The organism is Salinivibrio sp. PR932 (assembly GCF_001996125.1).
GTDB classification, from domain to species: Bacteria; Pseudomonadota; Gammaproteobacteria; order Enterobacterales; family Vibrionaceae; genus Salinivibrio; species Salinivibrio proteolyticus.
The window spans coordinates 95,388-116,815 of sequence record NZ_MUFM01000005.1 but is presented as its reverse complement, the minus strand read 5'-3'; the positions used below and the strand labels follow the sequence as shown (position 1 = coordinate 116,815).

Genomic DNA, 21,428 nt, shown 5'->3' with positions numbered 1-21,428 from the left:
GAGACACCGCTTGCCCTTTCTTTTGGGCGAATCCGGTATTATTCCAACTCGTCCTTGCGTTGTTGAATTCGACGCAGAGACCGTTCTCGACGGCTTTCTTCACGGCCAAGATCCAACAGAGTTTCCTCAATGTAAGCTAAGTGTGCATGTGACGCCTGTCTGGCTTTTTCTGGTTCGCCAGCAGTAATCGCATCCACGATCTCAGCCCGGTGTCGGCTGACGTTTTCCACCGTTTCTTGGCGGCGGTAAAGTAGCTCAAAGTTTTGCAGAATATTCTGCTCCAGCAGCGGCGCAAGACTGCGCATAATATAAAGCAGCACCACATTGTGTGCCGCTTCCGTTACTGCAACTAAATACTGCATGACAGCCGAGGCTTCTGCCTCTAAGTCCCCTTGTTGCTGCGCATGACGAATTGCATCATGGCAGTCACATATCCGCTTGAAGTCTTCTTTCGTGCCGCGAAGGGCGGCAAAGTAAGAAGAGATGCCTTCCAGCGCATGACGTGACTCCAGCAAATCAAGTTGGGTTTCAGGATGGTCCGCCAATAACTCTAGCAGGGGTTCAGAGAATCGCTGCCACAGTCGTTCACTGACAAAAGTGCCGCCACCTTGTTTACGCGTCAGCAACTTTTTAGCTTCAAGTCGCTGGATCGCTTCACGCACTGACGGACGCGACACATCAAATTGTTTTGCCAACTCCCGCTCAGGCGGTAACTTCTGGCCCGGCGATAAAGTGCCTTCCAGAATTAAACCTTCGAGCTCTTTCTCGATAACGTCTGAGAGTTTGGGTTGACGAATTCTTTGATATGCCATTGTTTTTGTTGACCATCCGTCTTAGCAGCTTTCACTGCCTTCGACAGAAACTGACTGGTTGTCAATTGGTAATACCAATTTTTTATAATCCTTTAAAGTTACCAGACAGCAGATATTGTGTCCACCAGAAGTTTGATTGACATCATGGAAACGACTGTATCTTTAAGGTGACAGTCGGCACACTCTGGCTCGCAAAAATTGGTCTGACCAATAAACACTTTATTAACAAGTCGCTTTTTTACAGCCCCACGAGCCTAAACAAGCGCGTGATGCCGCCACACTATTTGACGATCAGCGAATTATAGTAGGGCCAATCAAATGCAGGGCCCGGATCGGTTTTTCTTCCCGGCGCAATATGTTCATGGCCGGTAATACGATCACAGGTAATGGCTGGATAATACTGCATCAGCGTACGGGTGATCGTCGCTAAAGCTTGGTACTGCGGATCGGTATAAGGTAGGTCATCCGTGCCCTCGAGCTCGATACCGATCGAAAAGTCATTGCATTGCTCGCGTCCGTCAAAACACGAAGCGCCAGCATGCCACGCACGCTCGTTGAATGGTACAAACTGGATCACACTTCCATCTCGTCGGATCAGTAGGTGCGCGGAGACGCGAAGATCGGCGATCTCAGCAAAATAAGGGTGCTCACTCGCGTCGAGCTGACCTTGAAAAAACTGTTCAATATAGGGTCCATCAAACTGTCCTGGCGGGAGGCTAATATTGTGGATGACCAGTAAGGAAATCTCTTCCCCATCGGGTCGTTGGTTGTAGTGGGGAGATGGGCAAGCGCGCGCGCCCACCAGCCAATGATCGTTGATGTTTGAAAAAGACATGCCGCTATCCATGGTTGGACTGGACGATTACTCTATCTCGCGGGTGTTCAGATTGGAATAGAAGCAGCAACCCGCGCTTGGATTCGCTTTGGCGTGATACATGGCCGCATCAGCTTGATTCATCAATTGTTGCAATTCCAGCCCATCGGTGGGGAAACAGCTCACCCCGATACTCAGAGAAAGCTCTAGCTCTGCACCATTGGTCACCATGGGCGCGCGCATTTCTTGCATAATGCGCTCAATCACCTCGTGCAGTGCCTGTTTATCCGCCAATAAATCGAGCCAAACAATAAACTCATCGCCGCCTAAACGCCCGACTAAATCAGAGCGTCGCACCGCAAGCTTTAACCGCTGGCTAACGACTTTTAGCAATTCATCCCCCACCCCGTGACCATAGGTATCATTCACTTCTTTAAATCGGTTTACATCGATAAACAGCAACGCGGCTTTAGTTTGCGCGCGTGAAGCACGCATCAAGGCCACCTCCACATGTGACTCAAACGCGCGGCGATTAAACAATCGCGTGAGTTCATCATGCTCGGCTAAATACATTAGCTGTTGCTGTTGCTCTCGCAGTTGCTGAGTTTGTTGGGCAATCTCTTCGGCAAGCTGCTCTTTGCGCACCATAGTATTTTTCAAGGTACGTTTCATCTCGTTAACGTGGGCGGCAAGATCAGACATCTCGTCAGAGGTTTCGAGTGAAAGCTGAGTGGTTAAATCCCCTTGCTTTATTTTCGCCACATCGTCATGCAGTTCTTCTAACCGCTGGAAGAAACGTCGCCGTGTGTTAGTGGCTAACGCGGTCACTAACAGCGCCAGTAAGATCAGCACACCGCCATGGAGGAGAAGCAAGGCTTTTTGTTGCTGCCCAGCTGAGTGCATCGCTTCTTGACGCATGGAGAAGGCCGCCTCACTCATGGTTTGCAATAGCATGTTATAGCGAGAAAACACCATCAATCGCGAGGTATCCGTAGTATTGATCTCGCTATGACGTCGCGCTGATAAGACAAGTAAAGTATCGATACTCTGTGCCGCTTGGCGAATCACTTGGATAGACTGTAACGGCAATTCACTGTTTTTTTCACGAAGGCGTTGCAGTAAGGTTTGGTTGGCATGATACGCATCTTGGCGTGTTTCCGCGCTATGGTACTGCTGATATAACCAAAGCCTTCCCCGCACCGCATCAATTTGTGAATGTAAAGAGACGATGGCATCGAGACGATGTTGGACCTGAGTTTGTTTATAAAATAACTCGACGGTGATAAGTAAGGTGATCATGGTGAGCGCAGCACAAGCATACACCACGACACTTAACTGTTGTCCTATCTTCATTTTAATAAGCTCGCCTTATGCGTCGCCTCCGTTAAAGGGCCAGGATTTAGCAAACGACGAAAGCTCGGTTCCGTCCCTGCCACTAGTCCAGCTTCTCGCGCCCACATAGCTTGATTTTTCAAGCTAAGGAGTAAAGCGTCGCTCAGGGATAGCCGAAAAAGATAATCTTGCCACAGCCATGCCAGCTGGTTGTCGGGAATCGATAAGTAGTCGGCCACGACTGCTTTTGATTCATTAGGATAAAGATGAATATAATCAATCGCGTCATCGAGCCCTGCAATCACTTGGCGCATATGCTGGTGTTGATGAATGTTTAATGGGCTTCGGCTCGCCAATAAAAAAGAGAGGTTGTGCAGCCCTTTACTGTTAAATTGCGATACACGCTGCTGCGCCTCTTGCATGATGTGATAGCCGTAAGGCTCCCAAATAGAAATCGCATCCACCTCCCCACGTAATAATGCGCCGGGAAGTTGGTCTGGAGAGTAGTAGGCCTTTCGTATCGGTAACTCAGATAGACCATTCAAATTCAGCATTAAGTCTAAGAAGAACTCGCTGGCACTCGATTGCACCACGCCAACACGCGCATTCGCCAGCACATCTAAAGATTGGTGAATCGGCAACGTCAATGACCAGAGCTTAACGTCGTTATTGGACTCTACAAAGCTGGCGAGGATATTAAAGTCATCGCGTTGAAAACTATTAAACATCGCCACTGTTTCGGAGACCGTCGCGAGATCGGCCTCCCCCGCCATTAGCGAATTGAAGCTTTTTACTCCACCATGGACAGGCCTTAACGTAACCCCTATACCTTGTTGTTCAAAAAAGCCTTTTTTCTTCGCAATAATGATTGGAGCGGCAAGCGGGGTGAGCGATACCGCGATCGTCATAGTCGGCCCACTGTTGGTAACTGGCGCACGCACCCCTTGCCATACCCAATATCCCAGTATTGCGATGGCTAACATGGCACATAATGCCAATAGTCGTTTCATTGTTGCGCCTCATAAGTGTGTGCTGACACCAAGTATAGTCAAGGTTTAGACAGGCTATGTACAAAAAACAAGACGACAAAAAAGTTTACCGCGGCAGTAGCTGCATTTCATCACCAGTGAGGTTATCATTTCGGCAACTTTTGACTGCACCAGTGAGCCAAGATGACGTCGACAACTTCTCCATTTCGCGCGGTACACGATAGCGATAGCCGCTTTGCTTATCTCACCTCGCACCTTGATGCGGACGTAAAACGTCTAGTTTCTGAGACACTTCGAGAAGACTTGGGAGGAGAGATTGATCCCAGTCAGGACATTACCGCAAGCTTAATCTCTGCCGACTCGGTCTCCACCGCTACTTTGATCACCCGAGAAGCTGGGGTATTTTGTGGTCAGGCGTTTGCCGATGAGGTGTTTCGTCAACTCGGCGGTACCGTGTCACTCACTTGGCATGTCAAAGATGGCGACAAAGTGACGCCAAACCAAACCCTGTGTACCCTGCACGGCCCCTCGCGGATTATTTTGACCGGCGAGCGTAATGCGATGAATTTCATTCAAACCTTGTCAGGCTGCGCCAGTAAGGTTGCGACCTATGTGGCGGCGCTTAATGGCACGCACACCCAATTACTCGACACCCGCAAAACCATTCCAGGGCTGCGCAGTGCGTTGAAGTACGCGGTCGCGTGTGGTGGCGGCCATAATCATCGGATTGGGGTGTTCGATGCATATTTGATTAAAGAAAATCATATTCTTGCCTGTGGGGGCATTGCTAATGCCGTGCAAGAAGCCCGTCGCCTTAACCCCGATAAGCCAGTGGAAGTAGAAACAGAAACCTTGGCCGAACTGCAACAAGCCATTGATGCGGGGGCCGATGTGGTGATGCTGGATAACTTCACCATTCCCATGATGCGTGAAGCGGTAGCGCTCAACCAAGGCCGTGTCGCCCTCGAAGTGTCTGGAAACGTCACCTTGGACACCCTCGCCGACTATGCTGCCACAGGCGTGGATTATATTTCCGTAGGCGCGCTGACCAAGCATGTTACTGCGCTCGACTTATCCATGCGCTTCCAATAACCCTTCTGTTGGCAAGATGATGAGGCCGCTTCTTACAAGCGGCCTTTTTATAACAATTTCGTGACAAAAAATTTGTAGTCTGTCGAACACTGCAACAGAAAAAACCCGCTGTTACATCAAGGTTTTATCCTTGACTCTCAAACTTATGTTCCCCCTCTTTTTTGCGCCACACGCACGAGCGTAAAGTGCTGGCACTGATTGTTGCCCACTCACTTTGCGGCAACTCATGATTACGAGGAGAGAAATAGGATGAAAAAGCAACAAGGGTTTAGCTTGATTGAGTTACTGGTGGTATTAGGCATTATTGGCGCCCTGACTGCCATCGCCGTTCCGCAATACCAAAAGTATCAAGACAAAGCCAAAGTCACTGCCGCGATTGCCACATTAACCAATATGCGCTCCGTGGTAGAAGCGCAGATAATGGAAACGGGCGCGTTCCCAAACAACGACCAAAAAACCAAAGAAAATCTTGGTATTCCTGGTGATGTAGAGTTCACTGAGATTAGTGGCGTTAAAGGAAACATGAAAATAGCCGTGCAGGGGATGCCGGAGGGTAATAATGTCATACTCGCACGGAGCGAGAAAGGCAAGTGGACATGCACGCAACCATCGAAAACCATAGAAGTTAATGGCTGTCCGAGTGACGACGGTAGTACAGGCGGTGATCCAAGCAAAGGCTAAGTCTAACTAATCAATCCGCAACCTAGCACAGGCTTGTGCTAGGTTTTATCAGCATTGAAAAGCGTTATTTATGATCCCGACCGCTCAGTTGTATCAAGCCGGTTTATTGACTGATGCCCAGCGCGATATGCTGGGCATTGGCGAACATACCTCGCTCAGTCTTGCGCATTTACTCGATGCTGGGGTTGACCCCACCGCGCTCGCCCATACCCTCGCTAACCTGCATCATCTTCCATTTGCAGAAAGCCATCAGTATCCGTTTAAAGACACCTGCTATGCCCTCGACCGGCGTGATTTAATTCAGCGTCACCAAGTGCTACCGCTTGCTCAGCAAGGCCAAGAGCTATTACTGGGGGTCAGTGACCCAGATAACGCAGAAGCTGTCGCTGACTTTCGCTTTTCTACTGGGCTCAATGTCCGGTTGGTGGTGCTCAGTCAGCCAGATTTGGATGCTGCGTTGCGCCACTTATACGGGGCAGATATCGATGGCACTGGCGATGGCATCACCATCAGTGATCAGGACTTAGCGGCTCTGACCGTCACCGATAGCCCACAAGAGGACAGTGCCGAGCTACAAAGCGATCAGGCGCCCATCAGTCGCTACATTCAGCAGATCTTGGTGGATGCGGTGCGCAAAAAAGCCTCCGACGTACACTTCGAGCCCTTTGAGCATCACTACCAGATTCGCTTTCGCCAAGACGGTTTATTGCAAACCTATGCCCATCCTCCGGCTGGGGTCTCGCGGCGGCTATCGACCCGGCTCAAAATCTTAGCTCAACTCAATATTGCTGAACGACGTTTGCCACAGGACGGGCGCATCAAGCTGACCCTCACCGCCGATCACACCGTCGATATGCGCGTCTCTACCTTGCCAACCATTTGGGGTGAGAAAGTGGTGGTTCGTCTGCTAGATAATGGCCAACAGCAATTAACCTTGCATGATTTAGGCTTAACCGAGTGGCAACGCCAGCACTATCAAGACGCATTGGATAGACCGCAAGGCATGATTTTGTTTACCGGCCCAACCGGAAGCGGCAAAACCGTCTCTTTATACAGTGGGTTAAAATATCTCAATCAGCCCGAGCGCAATATAGCCACCGTCGAAGATCCGGTTGAGATCCAGCTAGAGGGCGTCAACCAAGTCAACGTTAATACGGCCATTGGTTTAGATTTTGCCACCGCACTCCGTGCGTTTTTGCGTCAAGATCCCGATGTGGTCATGGTGGGGGAAATTCGCGATCTCGACACCGCTGAAATCGGGATCAAGGCCGCGCAAACCGGTCATCTGGTGTTATCAACCCTGCATACCAATTCCGCCGCCGAGAGCATCACCCGTTTATCTCATATGGGCATTGCGCCCTACAACCTTGCTAGTTCTCTAACCTTGGTGGTGGCCCAACGTTTGGTCCGCCGTTTATGTCCGATGTGTAAACAGCCGCATCCAGCTGATGACCCGCACCTTCAGCACTTAGCCAACCTCTACCCGACTTTAACCCCAAACACCTTGTACCAAGCCCATCCTCACGGCTGCTATCAGTGTTATCAAGGCTATCAAGGTCGCACAGGTGTGTATGAGGTGCTTCCTGTGACCGAGACCATTGCCAGCGCTATTTACCGCAATGCCAGTGCCATCGAACTGACCCAACTGGCGACGGAGGAAGGGATGTGGCGATTAGCCGAATCCGGGATTGCCAAACTCAACCAAGGGATCACCAGCATTCAAGAGCTTACTCGCGTTATTCAGCTTGCCTAAGGAGTCTTCATGGCCAAACCCACGCTGTTTCTCTTTCATTGGCGCCAAGCCGCTGCAGGCGGCGACAAAAAAGGTCAGGTGTTCGCCTATACCGAGCAGGATGCTCGCCAACAGTTGGCGAGCCAATCGATCTTGCCCACACGCATCATTCGCCGTCGGCTATCGAGCTTTCAGCAGCGCCGTCACAAAGCCAACGCGGCGGATATCACTCAGTTTTCCCGCGATCTCACCACCCTGCTTGAGTCTGGGATCCCCATTGTACAAGCCCTCAACCTCATCGCGCTCAATCAGGTCAAAGCCGAGATGCGCTTGCTGGTGCGTCATATTCGCCAGCAACTCGAAGCCGGTACCAGTTTGAGTGATGCGTTGGCGCAAGCGACTCCCTTGTTTGATCGCTTCTACTGCGATCTGGTCGCAACAGGTGAGCAAACCGGGCAATTGCCGCAGGTCTTTGCCCGGTTAACCTTGTATCGTGAAAAGCAGGCGCAGCTTCGTAGTAAAGTGATTAAAGCCATGATCTATCCCACCATCGTGATCAGCGTGGCCTTGGGAGTGAGTGCCTATCTGCTGGTATTCGTGATCCCGAAATTTAAACATATTTTTGACTCCTTCGGCGCCGAGCTACCTTGGCTGACCCAACAAGTCCTCGCCTTATCCGACATCGTGAGCCAGCACGCATTGACCATCACATTGATAATGGCGGGCCTTGCCGCTGCCCACCAACTACTGCAGCGTAAAAACGCGACCTACCAATATTACTATGACCGCTGGCTACTGCGACTGCCCGTCATCGGTGAAGTGGTGAGTAAAGCCTGCATTGCCAAGTTTTCTCGTACCCTCGCCACCACCTTTAGTGCCGGCATTCCGTTACTTTCTGGCTTACAAGCGGCCACGAAATCCATGACCAACGCCTATTATGTTCACGCGCTCAACGCAGTTTACCAGCACACCGCGACCGGTATTCCACTCCACCAAGCATTGCGTGACAGCGACAGCTTCCCTGTAATGGTGACGCAAATGGTGATGATTGGCGAGGAGTCGGGATCACTCGATAATATGCTCAACCGCATCGCGCAAATCTATGAAGCCGAAGTCGATAACACCGTGGACAACCTCGGTAAAATCATCGAGCCCCTGTTAATTTTAGTGCTGGGACTATTGATTGGCGGCTTGGTGGTGGCCATGTATTTACCGATTTTCAATCTGATGTCCGTTCTTGGCTAGCCAAGATAGAGTCTCTCGCCACAAGGCGCTATGATGCGCACAAGGTTTATACCCAGAAGGTCCCATGTTGATATTCTCATCGCCGTTATTCATCGTTCTTGCCGGCCTATTCGGCCTGATTATCGGTAGCTTTTTAAATGTGGTTATCGCACGTTTGCCAATCATGATGGCGCGTCGTTGGCGCCAAGAATGCTTGGCCACGTTTCCCGATGCTAATATTGACGCCCCTGACGGGCAGCGTTTTGATTTGTGTCTCCCCGCGTCTCACTGTCCGGCCTGTGAGCAAACCATTCGCTGGTATGACAATATTCCGCTGCTCAGTTGGCTGGCTTTAAAAGGCCGCTGCCGCCATTGTCAGCTCCCCATCAGTAAACGCTATCCGTTGGTGGAGATGACCAGCGCAATACTTTGCATGCTCCCCGCTTGGCTTCTCGCCTCCCCGACATGGGCCATCGCCGTGATGGCGGCCAGTTTAGTCTTGCTAGCCCTAACCTTGATTGATTGGGAAACCCTGTTGCTGCCCGATCAACTCACCTTACCTTTGATGTGGGCCGGCATCGGCCTTGCGCTAATCGGCATCAGCCCAGTCACCCTCAGTGAAAGTGTGATTGGCGCCATGGTCGGTTATGTCAGCCTTTGGAGCCTCTTTTGGGCTTTTAAGCTCATCACCGGCAAAGAAGGCATGGGCTATGGCGACTTTAAGCTTTTTGCCGCCTTGGGGGCTTGGCTGGGATGGCAAGTACTGCCGCTATTGATCCTGCTGGCCTCATTGAGTGGCGCCGTGATTGGCACGATCGTACTCCGCCGACAGCAGCAAGGACTGCAACAGCCGTTTGCCTTTGGTCCTTTTATTGCGATCGCCGGCTGGGTCTGCCTCCTGTGGGGTGATGGCCTGTTACACTGGTATCTTTCACAAGTATTGGGAGTATAGGTTAATGGGATTAGTGATCGGGCTGACTGGCGGTATCGGTAGCGGCAAAACCACGGTTGCCAACCAGTTTGCTGCCAAAGGCATTGAGGTGATTGATGCTGATGTGATTGCACGCGATGTGGTGGCGGTTGGCAGTGAAGGGCTGGCGGCAATCGCCGCGCGCTTTGGTGAATCAGCCTTGCAGTCCGATGGGCAATTGAATCGCGCTTGGCTCAGAGAGCGGGTCTTTTCTCACCCTGACGACAAACGTTGGTTAGATGACTTACTGCACCCAATGATCCGCACCCGGATGATCAGCGCTTGCGCGCAAGCACGCTCTTCCTACTGTTTGCTTGTGGTGCCGTTATTGGTGGAAAATAACCTCATGGCATTAGCAGACCGTATTTTGGTGGTCGATGTTGATGAGCAAACCCAAATTGCACGGACATTAAAGCGAGACGGCGTGAGCCGCCAGCAAGTCGATGCCATTCTGGCAGCCCAAGCAACCCGTGCACAGCGACTTGCGGTCGCCGACGACATCATCAACAATGATCAACCAGAGACGGAACTCCAACACCAGATTGATGCCTTACACCAGACGTATTTAACCTTGGCCGCCCAACATCACACCGGGGAGTAACCGGATAGGATCGCAAAACATTTATGACCAGCCTCACTTTGTATGAACACCCACTCAATGAACAGGTGCGAATTTATTTGCGCCTAGAGTACCTGCTCGATCAATTGGACGAAGTGAGCGGATTATCGGCCCCTTGCCACCATATTCAATTTTTCCGCAGTCTGTTTGATTTGCTGGAAATATTAGAACAAGTGCAAGTAAAAGCGGATCTTGCCAAGGATTTGGATAAGCTCAAGAAAAAGCTCAACGCATGGGCCAATGTGCCCCAAGTCGACCAACAGCAGCTGCAACAACTGCTTGAGCAATTGGCCGAGCACCAACGTGCGGTCTTACAAGCCAAGCGTTTTGGCCAAGCACTACGCGAAGATCGCTTCTTGACCAGCATCAAACAGCGATTCTCCATTCCCGGTGGCAGCTGTAGTTTTGATTTGCCCATTTTCCACCATTGGTTACATCAGCCTTTGGCCGCCCGCCAAAACGCGATTAATGGCTGGCTCGCCACGCTATCACCGCTGCGTCATGCCTTAGCATTTTGGTTGCAACTGACCCGAGAAAGCGCACAAGGTGGGCATGTCGAGGTTAAACAAGGCTTCTATCAACAAGACACTGATGGCGCGTGCCTGATCCGGATTCAGGTCAACCCCGATCTGGGCGTTTATCCGTTGGTTTCAGGACACAAAAACCGTTTTGCGATCCGTTTTATGCCATTTGACGATGATCGCGAGGTCGCCGACAATATGCCGGTATTTATCAGTGTCTGTTAAGGAGATGAGCGTGAGTGATACCCCCGCGGTGGTGAAATGTCCAACCTGCCAACAACCTGTTGTTTGGGGCGAAATCAGCCCGCATCGCCCGTTTTGCAGCAAACGTTGTCAGTTGATTGATTTAGGGGAATGGGCCAATGAAGAAAAGGCGATTCCCGGCGCACCAGACAGCTCTGATGACGACCTATGGTCAGAAGGACAGGCGGAGTAATCTCCACCTGCCAAGACGAACGATCCGTGCTTAAAATCGAGCACGGATTTTCTCAAGCACCGCGTCATTCGCTTCAGGGAAAGTGTACTCGGATAAACGCGCAATCGGTGCCCACTCACCATGCTGACCTTCCTGCCCTTGCGGCTCCCCTTCAAAGCGACTGACTAAGAAAAAATCAAAGCTTAACGCTTTGTCTGGAAAATCAAAGTCTAGCGAAATAAAGGGGCTGACGTCGGTGGCATCAATCCCCACTTCTTCACGCAACTCGCGCACCACGGCTTGGCGCGGGGTTTCGTTGGCTTCAATTTTTCCGCCGGGGAATTCCCACATTCCGCCTTGGTGCACATCCGCATGGCGACGTGTAATAAATATCTTATCTTGCGCGGCATTAACAATCACACCAGCGGCAATATTAACCCGTTTCATGAATACTCCTACTTACTACCGCCTACGCGCTATCCACTGTCTGTCAATATCGATGACAAACACGTCGGCGAACGCGCGTCTTGGGGTATAAAAAAAGGCCGCTAAAACGGCCTTTTTAGTCATACATAGTCAGGGTTAGATTTTACCGTGACATTGTTTAAATTTCTTCCCTGATCCGCATGGACACGGCTCATTACGGCCAACTTTTCGGCCATCGCGCACCACAGTTTCGTTGCCTGAAGCATTCGCCTCGCCGTCACTGAGTGGATTATCGGCTTTGGCGTGGTTTACTTGCTGTTGGCGAGCCGCTTGCTCGGCACGTGCTTGACGCTCCGCTTCCATACGCTCAACGTCATCAGGCTGTTGCACACGAACGCGGCTGAGTGTGGTGATCACGTCGGTTTTTAGCGCTTCTAGCATGTCTTCAAACAGCTCGAACGATTCACGCTTGTACTCCTGCTTCGGATTCTTTTGCGCATAGCCGCGCAGGTGGATGCCTTGGCGCAGGTGATCCATCGCCGCCAAATGCTCTTTCCACAGCGTATCCAACGTTTGCAGCATGACCGCTTTTTCGAAGTTGCGCAGTGTCTCAGCACCCACCGCCGCTTCTTTGCTCTTATAGACATCAATCAGCGATGACAGAATTCGCTCGCGCAGTAACTCTTCATACAGCTTGTCGTCTTCATCCAACCATTGTTGGATAGGCAATTCGATATCAAAGTCTGCTTTTAAGCGCTGCTCTAGGCCGGCGATATCCCACATTTCTTCCAACGATTGCGGCGGAATATATTGGCTAACCAGCGCATTCACCACATCTTCACGGTTATGCTCAATCATTTCACTGATATCGCTAGAAACCAGTAGTGCGTCGCGCAATTCGTAGACCACTTTACGCTGATCGTTGGCCACATCATCGAATTCCAGCAGCTGCTTACGAATGTCGAAGTTACGCCCCTCTACTTTACGTTGCGCGTTTTCAATTGCCTTGTTCACCCAAGGGTGTTCAATCGCTTCACCTTCACCCATCCCGAGGCGTTTCATCATGTTAGAGACTTTTTCTGAGGCAAAAATGCGCATCAGTGAGTCTTCCATCGACAGATAAAAACGCGTCGAACCTGGGTCACCTTGACGACCGGCACGGCCACGAAGCTGGTTATCAATACGGCGTGACTCGTGACGCTCCGTACCAATAATGTGCAGGCCACCCGCCTCAACCACTTGGTCGTGGAGCTGCTGCCATTTCTCTTTCGCCGCTTCGACTTGTGCGTCTGTTGGCTCGTCAATATCACCCAGTACCTGCTTCCAGCTACCGCCTAGAACAATATCCGTACCACGACCGGCCATGTTGGTTGCAATCGTCACGGTGCCCGGATAACCGGCTTGTTCGACGATTTCGGCTTCATGGGCGTGGAATTTCGCGTTGAGGACTTGGTGCTTGATACCATCTTTTTTCAGCGCATTAGAAAGAAGCTCTGATTTTTCAATCGAGACGGTTCCGACAAGTACCGGCTGGCCAGCTTTCGCTCGCGTTTTAATGTCTTCAATAATCGCGGCGAATTTCTCACGCTCGGTCATATAAACCTGATCAGCATGATCTTTACGCACCATCGGGCGGTTGGTCGGAATAACCACGGTATCCAATCCATAAATCGACTGGAACTCAAACGCTTCGGTGTCCGCGGTCCCTGTCATCCCTGACAGCTTTTCATAGAGTCGGAAGAAGTTCTGGAAGGTGATCGAGGCCAGCGTCTGGTTCTCGTTTTGGATTTTCACCCCTTCTTTGGCTTCCACCGCTTGGTGTAATCCTTCAGACCAACGACGTCCCGGCATGGTGCGGCCGGTGTGCTCATCAACGATGATCACTTCGTCTTCTTTAACAATGTAATCGACGTCGCGCTCAAACAGTACATGGGCACGGAGTGCAGCGTTAATATGGTGCAACAAGCTGATGTTCGCGGGCGAATACAGCGTATCGTCTTCTGCCATCAAGCCGTTTTTCTTTAGCAGCTCTTCGACAAATTCTTGGCCGTTTTCGGTCATGTAGACCTGTTTGGCTTTCTCATCGACGGTGTAGTGACCATCGCCACGGTATTCTTCTGAGTCTTCTTCGTCCTGCTTTTCGAGCTGAGGGATCAAGGCGTTGATCCGCTGATACATTTCTGAGCTATCTTCTGCAGGCCCTGAAATAATCAGTGGTGTACGCGCCTCATCAATCAAGATGGAGTCCACCTCATCGACAATTGAGAAGTAGCGATCGCGCTGCACGCGATCTTCCGCACGGAACGCCATGTTGTCGCGCAGGTAGTCGAAACCAAATTCGTTATTGGTACCGTAAAGAATGTCACACGCGTAAGCGGCTTTCTTCGCTTCCGGTGGCATGTTCGGCACATTCACGCCGACCGTCATACCAAGAAAATCAAATAGCGGGCGGTTTGTTTCCGCGTCACGTTGCGCCAAGTAGTCGTTGACGGTAACGATGTGCACGGACTTGCCTGTCAGTGCATTCAAATAAGACGGCAAGGTCGCGGTCAGGGTTTTACCTTCACCGGTGCGCATTTCTGCAATCTGGCCACTGTGCAGTACCATGCCCCCGATCAGCTGAACATCGAAGTGACGCATACCAAACACACGCTTAGATGCTTCGCGGACGGTGGCAAAGGCTTCAGGAAGCAGATCGTCCAAGCTCGCGCCTTGGTCGAGACGCTCACGGAATTCGACGGTTTTCGCTTTTAGCGCATCATCACTGAGGGATTCAAATTGGGGCTCTAGCTTGTTGATTTCATCAACGACTTTTCGCAGCCGACGCAAAGTGCGGTCATTACGGCTTCCGATAACTTTAGTCAGGATTTTCGATAACATGGCGTTGCCGGTACTCTTTTTAATGGTCTTCCCACATGGGCGGCAGCTGCACAGCAATGATGCTGGTGTGCATTCAGTTCAACGCGGATAGGCTATGGTTCATCGATTCGACAGAAGATGCCAATGCGCGCATCTTTATTAGGTGGAGCCAAATCGGAAAGAATTCAAGGGCGGACAGTGCCGCTTAACAACTTATTTTCCGCGAAGCTGATTGTGAAATTAACAGGCTGCATTGAAAACACTATGCCTGTCGCTCTACCCATGCGACACTTACCTGTGAATGATTCGGTCACTTATAATAAGGGAAATTGGACCGACATCCTATGAATAATCAGGGACAGATAGGATCAATTAGGAAAAATTAGACGCTGTGCGACTGTTCACGCACCGAATTGACGATAAAAAAGACAATAGCCATGCGAGATCACCGACCCCGCTCTACGTTGCACCTCTTGGAGAGCGACAACAACAATATCGCTCAACGCGCAGTTGAGCTCGCCAAGTTGAATAAGCTGATCTTGGCCTTGTTGCCAGGCGAAACCTCCAAGGCATGCCGGGTAGCCAACTATCGTGAGGGCGTACTTGTGGTTGAAGCTGGCAGCGCTGCTTGGGCTATGCGGCTCAATTACGAGCGCCAACACCTTTTGTCTGTATTACGGCAAAAAGGCCTCGCCAGTCTCACCACCATTGAAGTGAAAATTAATCCAGCCTTGGCCGCCGTGGATAGAGAAGAAGATGCCACCACACCCGCACGCCATTTGAGCAAAGCCTCGGGTGAGTTACTGCATGAGCTGGGGCAAAGTGCCTCGCCGAAGTTAAAAGCGCGTTTAGAAGCTCTAGCCAAGCTAGCGACAGACACAAAAAAGCCAGAGTCGTGACTCTGGCTTTATTTAACAGGGTGCTGAGCAACTTACCACAATGAGGCAACTCTGCCCTATTTAGGTGCAAGTCTTATGCAAGCACCATATCTGGGTCAGCAAACGCAACCGGTGATTTTTCCGTTTCTTCAAACGTCACCCACTCCCACGCTTCTTGATCCGCCAATACCGCACGCAGCAGCTGGTTGTTCAGTGCATGGCCCGATTTATAGGCGCGCATTTCACCGATGATGCTATGACCACACATGTATAGGTCGCCAATTGCATCCAACACTTTGTGCTTCACGAGCTCGTTATCAAAGCGCAGACCTTCTTCGTTCAAGATGCGGTAGTCATCCAGAACAATGGCACAGTCAAAGCTGCCGCCCAAACATAGGTTCTGTGATTGCAGGTACTCAATGTCGCGCATAAACCCAAAGGTTCGCGCACGACTGATATCTTTGATAAACGACTGCGTCGAGAAGTCCATCACCAAATTTTGTTGCTCTGATTCAATCGCAGGATGGTTGAAGTCGATGGCAAAATCGAGGCGGAAACCGTTATACGGCACCAGCTCTGCCCATTTGTCGCCGTCTTCAATGCGAACAGGTTTTTTGATGCGAATGAATCGTTTTGGTGCGTTTTGTACTTCAATGCCGGCAGATTGCAGCAAGAAGATGAATGGGCTTGAGCTACCATCCATAATCGGAATTTCTGGCGCATTGACCTCGATAATAATGTTATCGATGCCCATACCGGCAATCGCGGCACTTAAGTGCTCGACAGTCGAGATACGCACGCCTTCATCATTGACGAGCGCGGTACACAACATGGTGTCGCGTACATCCGCTGGATCAGCCGGAAAGTCAACCGGCGGCTCCATATCGGTACGGCGATAAATCACGCCGGTGTTCGCAGGAGCCGGACGCAGAGTAAGCGTAACCTTACGCCCAGAGTGGAGGCCCACACCGGTCGTTTCGACAATACTTTTTAATGTTCGCTGTCTTATCATCGGCTTATCTCAACTTTTTCTCAAAAAAGTGTGCTCTGCGTCACTCATTACCCTGTCACCTTAGACAAGGGGAGCGTGATGATAGCACATCGCTGGCTACAAACCAAGCACTGGCACTAGTCAGCTTGCTTACGCAAAAACGCAGGAATATCGAGATAATCATGCTCGGTCTGCGATTTTGGCGCCGCGTTTGACGACGACGCAGCTGGCTGCTCTTTTGCCGCAGGCGTTGCCGCCTGAGGTTTTTCTTGCAAAGGCTGTGCCTTTTTCGGCTCGGCCGGTGCTTGCCCAGACTGTGCATTGGTCACCAAGGTAATATCTGGCTTACGTTCGTTGCCAATCCCCGTTGCCACCACAGTCACTCGCAGCTCGTCGCTCATTTCCGGATCCATCGAGGTACCAATCACGACAGTCGCATTATCAGAGGCGAACGCTTTAACCGTGTTACCAACCGTCTCGAATTCATCAAGACGCATATCGAAACCAGCGGTAATGTTCACCAGCACACCGCGTGCGCCTGCTAAGTCGATGTCCTCAAGTAGCGGGCTAGAAATGGCCATTTCAGCCGCTTCTTCTGCTCGGTCTTCTCCCGTAGCAACCCCGCTTCCCATCATGGCGTGCCCCATCTCTGACATCACAGTGCGGACATCCGCAAAGTCGACGTTGATGTGGCCCGGACGGGTAATCAGCTCAGCAATACCCTGCACCGCGTTACGAAGTACATCATTCGCTTTCGCAAACGCATCTAGTAAGGTTATGCCACGACCCAGTACTTTGAGCAGTTTTTCGTTAGGAATCGTGATAAGCGAGTCAACATTTTTAGACAGCTCTTCAATTCCTTGCTCAGCAAAGGCCAGTCGCTTCTTACCTTCGAAGCTAAATGGTTTGGTGACCACTGCAACGGTGAGGATACCCATTTCTTTCGCAATTTCTGCGATGATAGGTGCTGCACCTGTCCCAGTACCGCCGCCCATTCCTGCTGCGATAAATACCATATCGGCACCTTCGAGCTCAGCTTTAATCGCATCGCGATCTTCAAGGGCAGAATCTCGACCTACTTGAGGGTTTGCGCCCGCGCCTAGGCCTTTGGTGATGTCACCACCAATTTGAATGACGGTGCCAACGCTACTTTTACGCAACGCTTGGGCGTCAGTGTTAATACTAATGAAGTCAACGCCTTCGATTGACTCACGTACCATATGCTCGACAGCGTTACCGCCGCCACCGCCAATGCCAACGACTTTAATTACCGCATCGTCAGACATTTCCATCATCGGTTCAAACATGAGTTCTCTCCGTCCTTCCTGTTCGCATCAGGGTTAAAATTCTTTCTTAAACCAGCTACTCAGCTTGCTTACCCAACTGGCAACAGCCCGCTTTTGCTCTGGTTCACTCGTTTCTGTCAGCAAGTTTTCTTTGCCGTAATGCAAAAGCCCAACCGCTGTTGCATAACATGGTGCTTGTACATAGTCGGTTAATCCGGTGACACCCACAGGCTGCCCAACTCGTACTTGATTCTGAAATACACGCTCAGCACATTCGACCAAACCGTGCATCTGTGCCGCACCGCCAGTCAGTACAATGCCTGCGGCTAACTGGTGCTTCACGCCTTCGCTGCGTAGCTTGTCTTGAATGGCAACCAGTTTCTGATTGACCAATCCCAACAGCTCAGAGCAGCGTGGCTCAATCACTTCTGCCAGAGTCTGGCGCTGCAATGTCCGTGATGGGCGTCCGCCCACACTGGGCACATTGACTTTGGCATCCTTGCTGACCAATTCGCTAAGTGCGCAGCCGTACTTCACTTTAATGTCTTCTGCGTCGGCAAGCGGTGTTCCGAACGCGTAAGCAATGTCGCTGGTAATCACGTTCCCCGCATAAGGGATAACCTCTGCGTGGCGCAGCGCGCCTCCCGTCCAAACTGCGAGATCCATGGTACCACCGCCGATATCGACAACGCAGACACCCAGCTCACGTTCGTCCGGTGTAATCACCGCATGGCTTGCTGACAAGCCGGAGAAAATCAGTTGATCAACTCTAAGACCACATCGTTCAACCGCTTTCTCAATATTTTTTGCCGTGTCATTGTGACATGTGATGAGGTGCACACTGGCTTCCATACGCACACCTGACAACCCCACTGGGTTTTTGATCCCTTCTTGATAGTCAATTTTATATTCTTGTGGGATCACATGGAGCACGCGTTGCTCATCACTAATCTTCACTGACTTGGCAGTGTGGATCACATTGTCAACGTCATCTTGGGTCACTTCCTCATCGGAAATCGTACCCATCCCTCTTTCAGTCTGGCAGTGAATGTGCTTTCCTGACAAAGAAAGATATACAGAACTGATTTGGCAATCCGCCATCATTTCTGCTTCATTCACCGCACGCTGGACGGATTTGACCACAGATTCTAGGTCGTTGACGCCACCTTTATCCATGCCACGAGACGGGCTGGTCCCCACGCCCAATACGTTGATGGTGCCGTCTGGCAGCACTTCACTGACCAGCGCAGACACTTTGGACGTACCGATATCCAGTCCAACAATCAGTGATTTATCTGTCGCTTTATTCATTCACACCATCTCTTAATCTTGGCTAGTCGTCTCTTCCGTCTCAGTTTTCCAACCTACGGCAGCACCTGTGTCATAGCGTAAGTCCACGTAAGCGATCGGTGTTTGTTGTTGCTGTATCTCAGGGTAAAGGTGCACGAACCGCGCTAAGCGCTCTTCGCGTGCTTCTCGACCCAACTCAATCCGTATACCGCTACGTGTCACGATACGCCAAGAGCGTCGCTCGTTCAGTGATAAGGCTTGAATCGACAAGCCAATGCGATTGAGCTGCGCATTCAAAGTCTCACTGGCGGCAAGTACCTCTTTTGCACTCTCTGGTATACCATGCAAAGACACCAGATCCTGTCCTGCGACATCCGCCGGCGTGCCATCAAAAATCTCACCCTCAGGCGTTAACAGCTTCTGTCCATTCCAGATAGCCCGCGCTTGGTACTCGGTAATATGGACTTTCAAGGTGTTCGGCCACTGTTTGCGAACCGCCACGTGCTTAACCCAAGGCAGCGCCTCGATATTTGCCTGGATGCTATTCACATCTTGCAACATAAAACTTTTCAGGGTGCCGACCGACAACACTGCATCGCGCACTTGCTGATCACTGACCTGAGTCCGATCGCCTTCGATGACCAACTGAGACAAAGGCAGCTGCTGCTCGTCGCTCATCCAATCGATCACTCGCACAAAGCCGGTCACCATCAAAAGAATGACTGCGGTAAGAAACACCAATCCCGCCCATTGCTGACGTTCAAGGTTCACTGTTTCTTGTATGCGTGTGAGCGCATTTACCATGCTCATACCTTTGTTATCGCCTTGTGTCGAGCAAGCTTGACACGTCCAGCGAAAAAACCGACTGATTATAGCGATCCCGCGCCTCGTGCTCCAACTTGATTGACGCTTTGTATCAATAAGCTGAGATCTGTTCCGAGCAATTTTGCTCTGTGATGCGAAAAAAGCCGTCTTTTTATTCGGATCGTCCGATTATGACACAGCTTTTTATCACATCAGTTTGTTTTTTGTTGTGCCATTTTTGCTTTATCCAGCGCCATTGCCGCTAAATTTCGCGCTACTTTACCAATATCACCCGCGCCTTGTGTTAAAACTAAGTCATTCGCTTGCAGCACATTGGCCAGTGCGGCCGGTAACGCCTCGGCATTTGGCACAAAAATCGGATCGAGCTTGCCTCGCGCCCGAATGCTGCGACACAAACTTCTACCGTCAGCCCCGGCAATCGGTGTTTCTCCCGCGGAATAGACATCTAACATCAACAGCACATCCACGTTTTCCAGCACATTGGCAAAATCATCATAGAGATCGCGGGTACGGCTGTACCGGTGCGGCTGAAAGATCATCACCAAACGGTGATCTTGCCAGCCAGCGCGTGCCGCTTTAATGGTGACATCCACTTCACTCGGGTGGTGACCATAATCGTCAATCAATAACGCCGTTCCTTGCTCGACAGGGAATTCGCCCAGTTGGTCGAAACGACGTCCTGTTCCTTCAAAACTGGCAAGCGCACGCACAATCGCAGCGTCATCCACACCGTCTTCGGTCGCGACAGCAATCGCGGCACTGGCGTTTAATGCGTTGTGTTGTCCCGGAATATTGAGCTCTATGGTCAAGGTCTCGCGTCCCGGACGGGTGACTTTAAAAATCCCGCGCTGACCTTTTTGGTGATAATCGTGCAAACGCACATCGGCATCATCAGAAAAGCCATAGGTGATCACTTGACGACCAATCGATGGGATCAGGGCGCGCACCACAGGGTCATCAATACACACCACCGCTAACCCGTAAAACGGCAGATTGTGAAGAAAATCAATAAAGGTTTGCTTTAGCGTTTCAAAGTTACCGCCGTAGGTATCCATATGGTCGGCTTCAATATTGGTGACGATGGCGACCATAGGTTGTAAATGCAAAAAAGAGGCATCGCTTTCGTCCGCTTCCGCAATCAAATATCGGCTACTCCCCAAACGCGCGTTGGTGCCAGCACTTTTGACTAATCCACCATTGACAAAAGTGGGATCTAAACCGGCTTCCGAATAGATCTGGGTCACTAATGCGGTGGTCGTGGTTTTACCATGGGTGCCGGCAACGGCAATACCGTGCCGATATCGCATCAATTCAGCCAACATTTCGGCACGACGAACCACCGGAATGCGGAGAGATTTTGCCGCGACCACTTCCGGGTTATCGGGCTTGATGGCGGTAGAGACCACCACCACGCTTGCTTTCTCGATGTGACTGGCTTGATGACCGATAAAGATCTCTGCCCCCATGGACGCCAAACGCTCGGTGACCACATTTTGTGCAAGATCCGAGCCGGTTATTTGGTAACCTTCGTTAATCAGCACTTCAGCAATACCACACATCCCCGCACCGCCAATGCCCACAAAGTGGATCCGTTTCACCCGACGCATTTCCGGGATCATGGTGCGAAGTTTTTCTAGCTGCTGATTATCCAATTTACCCATTCATCTTTTCT

The 21,428-nt window shown here is 51.0% G+C and carries 20 protein-coding genes; 9 read left to right on the top strand and 11 right to left on the bottom strand.

Annotation, left to right across the window (positions count from 1 at the left end):
* Nucleotides 1–38: 38 nt before the first annotated feature.
* From pdhR to BZG84_RS03700, 4 genes are all read right to left on the bottom strand, one after another.
* Nucleotides 39–812, bottom strand: coding sequence for a pyruvate dehydrogenase complex transcriptional repressor PdhR (pdhR, locus tag BZG84_RS03715; protein ID WP_069586617.1), 774 nt, complete (start codon nucleotides 810–812; stop codon nucleotides 39–41).
* Nucleotides 813–1,092: 280 nt separating this feature from the next.
* On the bottom strand, nucleotides 1,093–1,647 hold the full coding sequence (gene ampD / locus BZG84_RS03710) for a 1,6-anhydro-N-acetylmuramyl-L-alanine amidase AmpD (RefSeq protein WP_077478956.1): 555 nt from the start codon (nucleotides 1,645–1,647) through the stop codon (nucleotides 1,093–1,095).
* Between the two features lie 27 nt (nucleotides 1,648–1,674).
* Entirely contained in the window at nucleotides 1,675–2,979 is a 1,305-nt protein-coding gene (locus tag BZG84_RS03705; protein ID WP_077478955.1) for a diguanylate cyclase domain-containing protein, read from the bottom strand.
* Nucleotides 2,976–3,968 carry an ABC transporter substrate-binding protein gene (locus BZG84_RS03700; protein WP_077478954.1) on the bottom strand — a complete coding sequence of 331 codons (993 nt, stop codon included), beginning with the start codon at nucleotides 3,966–3,968 and terminating at the stop codon, nucleotides 2,976–2,978. Before BZG84_RS03700 ends, BZG84_RS03705 begins: the two co-directional genes overlap by 4 nt.
* A gap of 162 nt (nucleotides 3,969–4,130) precedes the next feature.
* Between BZG84_RS03700 and nadC the strand changes: the two genes are divergently transcribed.
* From nadC to yacG, 8 genes are all read left to right on the top strand, one after another.
* Nucleotides 4,131–5,039: a carboxylating nicotinate-nucleotide diphosphorylase gene (gene nadC, locus BZG84_RS03695; RefSeq protein ID WP_077478953.1), complete on the top strand. Its 909-nt coding sequence runs from the start codon at nucleotides 4,131–4,133 to the stop codon at nucleotides 5,037–5,039.
* Between the two features lie 249 nt (nucleotides 5,040–5,288).
* Entirely contained in the window at nucleotides 5,289–5,720 is a 432-nt protein-coding gene (locus BZG84_RS03690) for a pilin (protein WP_077478952.1), read from the top strand.
* A 70-nt stretch (nucleotides 5,721–5,790) separates the two neighbouring features.
* Entirely contained in the window at nucleotides 5,791–7,473 is a 1,683-nt protein-coding gene (gene pilB / locus BZG84_RS03685) for a type IV-A pilus assembly ATPase PilB (RefSeq protein WP_077677984.1), read from the top strand.
* Between the two features lie 9 nt (nucleotides 7,474–7,482).
* Nucleotides 7,483–8,697, top strand: a complete 1,215-nt coding sequence (locus BZG84_RS03680; protein WP_077478950.1) for a type II secretion system F family protein — start codon at nucleotides 7,483–7,485, stop codon at nucleotides 8,695–8,697.
* Nucleotides 8,698–8,761: 64 nt separating this feature from the next.
* Entirely contained in the window at nucleotides 8,762–9,628 is an 867-nt protein-coding gene (locus BZG84_RS03675; RefSeq protein WP_077478949.1) for a prepilin peptidase, read from the top strand.
* Between the two features lie 4 nt (nucleotides 9,629–9,632).
* Nucleotides 9,633–10,247, top strand: coding sequence for a dephospho-CoA kinase (gene coaE / locus BZG84_RS03670; protein ID WP_077478948.1), 615 nt, complete (start codon nucleotides 9,633–9,635; stop codon nucleotides 10,245–10,247).
* A gap of 23 nt (nucleotides 10,248–10,270) precedes the next feature.
* Nucleotides 10,271–11,011: a cell division protein ZapD gene (zapD, locus tag BZG84_RS03665; RefSeq protein ID WP_077478947.1), complete on the top strand. Its 741-nt coding sequence runs from the start codon at nucleotides 10,271–10,273 to the stop codon at nucleotides 11,009–11,011.
* A gap of 4 nt (nucleotides 11,012–11,015) precedes the next feature.
* Nucleotides 11,016–11,222, top strand: coding sequence for a DNA gyrase inhibitor YacG (gene yacG / locus BZG84_RS03660; RefSeq protein ID WP_069586608.1), 207 nt, complete (start codon nucleotides 11,016–11,018; stop codon nucleotides 11,220–11,222).
* Between the two features lie 30 nt (nucleotides 11,223–11,252).
* Here yacG and mutT read toward each other — a convergent pair whose 3' ends face one another.
* Both mutT and secA read right to left on the bottom strand, forming a co-directional pair.
* Complete coding sequence (mutT, locus tag BZG84_RS03655; RefSeq protein ID WP_077478946.1) at nucleotides 11,253–11,648, bottom strand: 8-oxo-dGTP diphosphatase MutT; 396 nt, start codon at nucleotides 11,646–11,648, stop codon at nucleotides 11,253–11,255.
* Between the two features lie 135 nt (nucleotides 11,649–11,783).
* Nucleotides 11,784–14,507 (bottom strand): preprotein translocase subunit SecA, encoded by a 2,724-nt coding sequence (gene secA / locus BZG84_RS03650; RefSeq protein WP_077455358.1) that lies wholly within the window; start codon nucleotides 14,505–14,507, stop codon nucleotides 11,784–11,786.
* Between the two features lie 416 nt (nucleotides 14,508–14,923).
* Between secA and BZG84_RS03645 the strand changes: the two genes are divergently transcribed.
* Entirely contained in the window at nucleotides 14,924–15,385 is a 462-nt protein-coding gene (locus BZG84_RS03645; RefSeq protein WP_096630796.1) for a DUF721 domain-containing protein, read from the top strand.
* A gap of 73 nt (nucleotides 15,386–15,458) precedes the next feature.
* On the opposite strand, the gene lpxC is transcribed toward BZG84_RS03645, so the two are convergent.
* From lpxC to murC, 5 genes are all read right to left on the bottom strand, one after another.
* Nucleotides 15,459–16,376 carry a UDP-3-O-acyl-N-acetylglucosamine deacetylase gene (gene lpxC / locus BZG84_RS03640; RefSeq protein WP_069586604.1) on the bottom strand — a complete coding sequence of 306 codons (918 nt, stop codon included), beginning with the start codon at nucleotides 16,374–16,376 and terminating at the stop codon, nucleotides 15,459–15,461.
* Nucleotides 16,377–16,492: 116 nt separating this feature from the next.
* Nucleotides 16,493–17,662, bottom strand: a complete 1,170-nt coding sequence (gene ftsZ, locus BZG84_RS03635; protein WP_077455359.1) for a cell division protein FtsZ — start codon at nucleotides 17,660–17,662, stop codon at nucleotides 16,493–16,495.
* Nucleotides 17,663–17,695: 33 nt separating this feature from the next.
* Nucleotides 17,696–18,952 (bottom strand): cell division protein FtsA, encoded by a 1,257-nt coding sequence (gene ftsA / locus BZG84_RS03630; protein WP_069586602.1) that lies wholly within the window; start codon nucleotides 18,950–18,952, stop codon nucleotides 17,696–17,698.
* Nucleotides 18,953–18,964: 12 nt separating this feature from the next.
* On the bottom strand, nucleotides 18,965–19,735 hold the full coding sequence (locus BZG84_RS03625) for a cell division protein FtsQ/DivIB (RefSeq protein WP_108743589.1): 771 nt from the start codon (nucleotides 19,733–19,735) through the stop codon (nucleotides 18,965–18,967).
* Between the two features lie 212 nt (nucleotides 19,736–19,947).
* Nucleotides 19,948–21,417: a UDP-N-acetylmuramate--L-alanine ligase gene (gene murC / locus BZG84_RS03620; RefSeq protein ID WP_077478943.1), complete on the bottom strand. Its 1,470-nt coding sequence runs from the start codon at nucleotides 21,415–21,417 to the stop codon at nucleotides 19,948–19,950.
* Nucleotides 21,418–21,428 lie beyond the last annotated feature (11 nt).

Excerpts from the sequence above, each read along its gene's own strand:
- BZG84_RS03700 (WP_077478954.1), bottom strand. The coding sequence starts at position 3,968 with ATGAAACGACTATTGGCATTATGTGCCATGTTAGCCATCGCAATACTG.
- BZG84_RS03690 (WP_077478952.1), top strand. The coding sequence starts at position 5,289 with ATGAAAAAGCAACAAGGGTTTAGCTTGATTGAGTTACTGGTGGTATTA.
- pdhR (WP_069586617.1), bottom strand. The coding sequence starts at position 812 with ATGGCATATCAAAGAATTCGTCAACCCAAACTCTCAGACGTTATCGAG.
- secA (WP_077455358.1), bottom strand. The coding sequence starts at position 14,507 with ATGTTATCGAAAATCCTGACTAAAGTTATCGGAAGCCGTAATGACCGC.
- BZG84_RS03705 (WP_077478955.1), bottom strand. The coding sequence starts at position 2,979 with ATGAAGATAGGACAACAGTTAAGTGTCGTGGTGTATGCTTGTGCTGCG.
- ftsA (WP_069586602.1), bottom strand. The coding sequence starts at position 18,952 with ATGAATAAAGCGACAGATAAATCACTGATTGTTGGACTGGATATCGGT.
- nadC (WP_077478953.1), top strand. The coding sequence starts at position 4,131 with ATGACGTCGACAACTTCTCCATTTCGCGCGGTACACGATAGCGATAGC.
- BZG84_RS03675 (WP_077478949.1), top strand. The coding sequence starts at position 8,762 with ATGTTGATATTCTCATCGCCGTTATTCATCGTTCTTGCCGGCCTATTC.
- BZG84_RS03625 (WP_108743589.1), bottom strand. The coding sequence starts at position 19,735 with ATGGTAAATGCGCTCACACGCATACAAGAAACAGTGAACCTTGAACGT.
- BZG84_RS03645 (WP_096630796.1), top strand. The coding sequence starts at position 14,924 with ATGCGAGATCACCGACCCCGCTCTACGTTGCACCTCTTGGAGAGCGAC.
- ftsZ (WP_077455359.1), bottom strand. The coding sequence starts at position 17,662 with ATGTTTGAACCGATGATGGAAATGTCTGACGATGCGGTAATTAAAGTC.
- BZG84_RS03680 (WP_077478950.1), top strand. The coding sequence starts at position 7,483 with ATGGCCAAACCCACGCTGTTTCTCTTTCATTGGCGCCAAGCCGCTGCA.
- murC (WP_077478943.1), bottom strand. The coding sequence starts at position 21,417 with ATGGGTAAATTGGATAATCAGCAGCTAGAAAAACTTCGCACCATGATC.
- yacG (WP_069586608.1), top strand. The coding sequence starts at position 11,016 with ATGAGCGTGAGTGATACCCCCGCGGTGGTGAAATGTCCAACCTGCCAA.
- ampD (WP_077478956.1), bottom strand. The coding sequence starts at position 1,647 with ATGTCTTTTTCAAACATCAACGATCATTGGCTGGTGGGCGCGCGCGCT.
- pilB (WP_077677984.1), top strand. The coding sequence starts at position 5,791 with ATGATCCCGACCGCTCAGTTGTATCAAGCCGGTTTATTGACTGATGCC.
- lpxC (WP_069586604.1), bottom strand. The coding sequence starts at position 16,376 with ATGATAAGACAGCGAACATTAAAAAGTATTGTCGAAACGACCGGTGTG.
- coaE (WP_077478948.1), top strand. The coding sequence starts at position 9,633 with ATGGGATTAGTGATCGGGCTGACTGGCGGTATCGGTAGCGGCAAAACC.
- zapD (WP_077478947.1), top strand. The coding sequence starts at position 10,271 with ATGACCAGCCTCACTTTGTATGAACACCCACTCAATGAACAGGTGCGA.
- mutT (WP_077478946.1), bottom strand. The coding sequence starts at position 11,648 with ATGAAACGGGTTAATATTGCCGCTGGTGTGATTGTTAATGCCGCGCAA.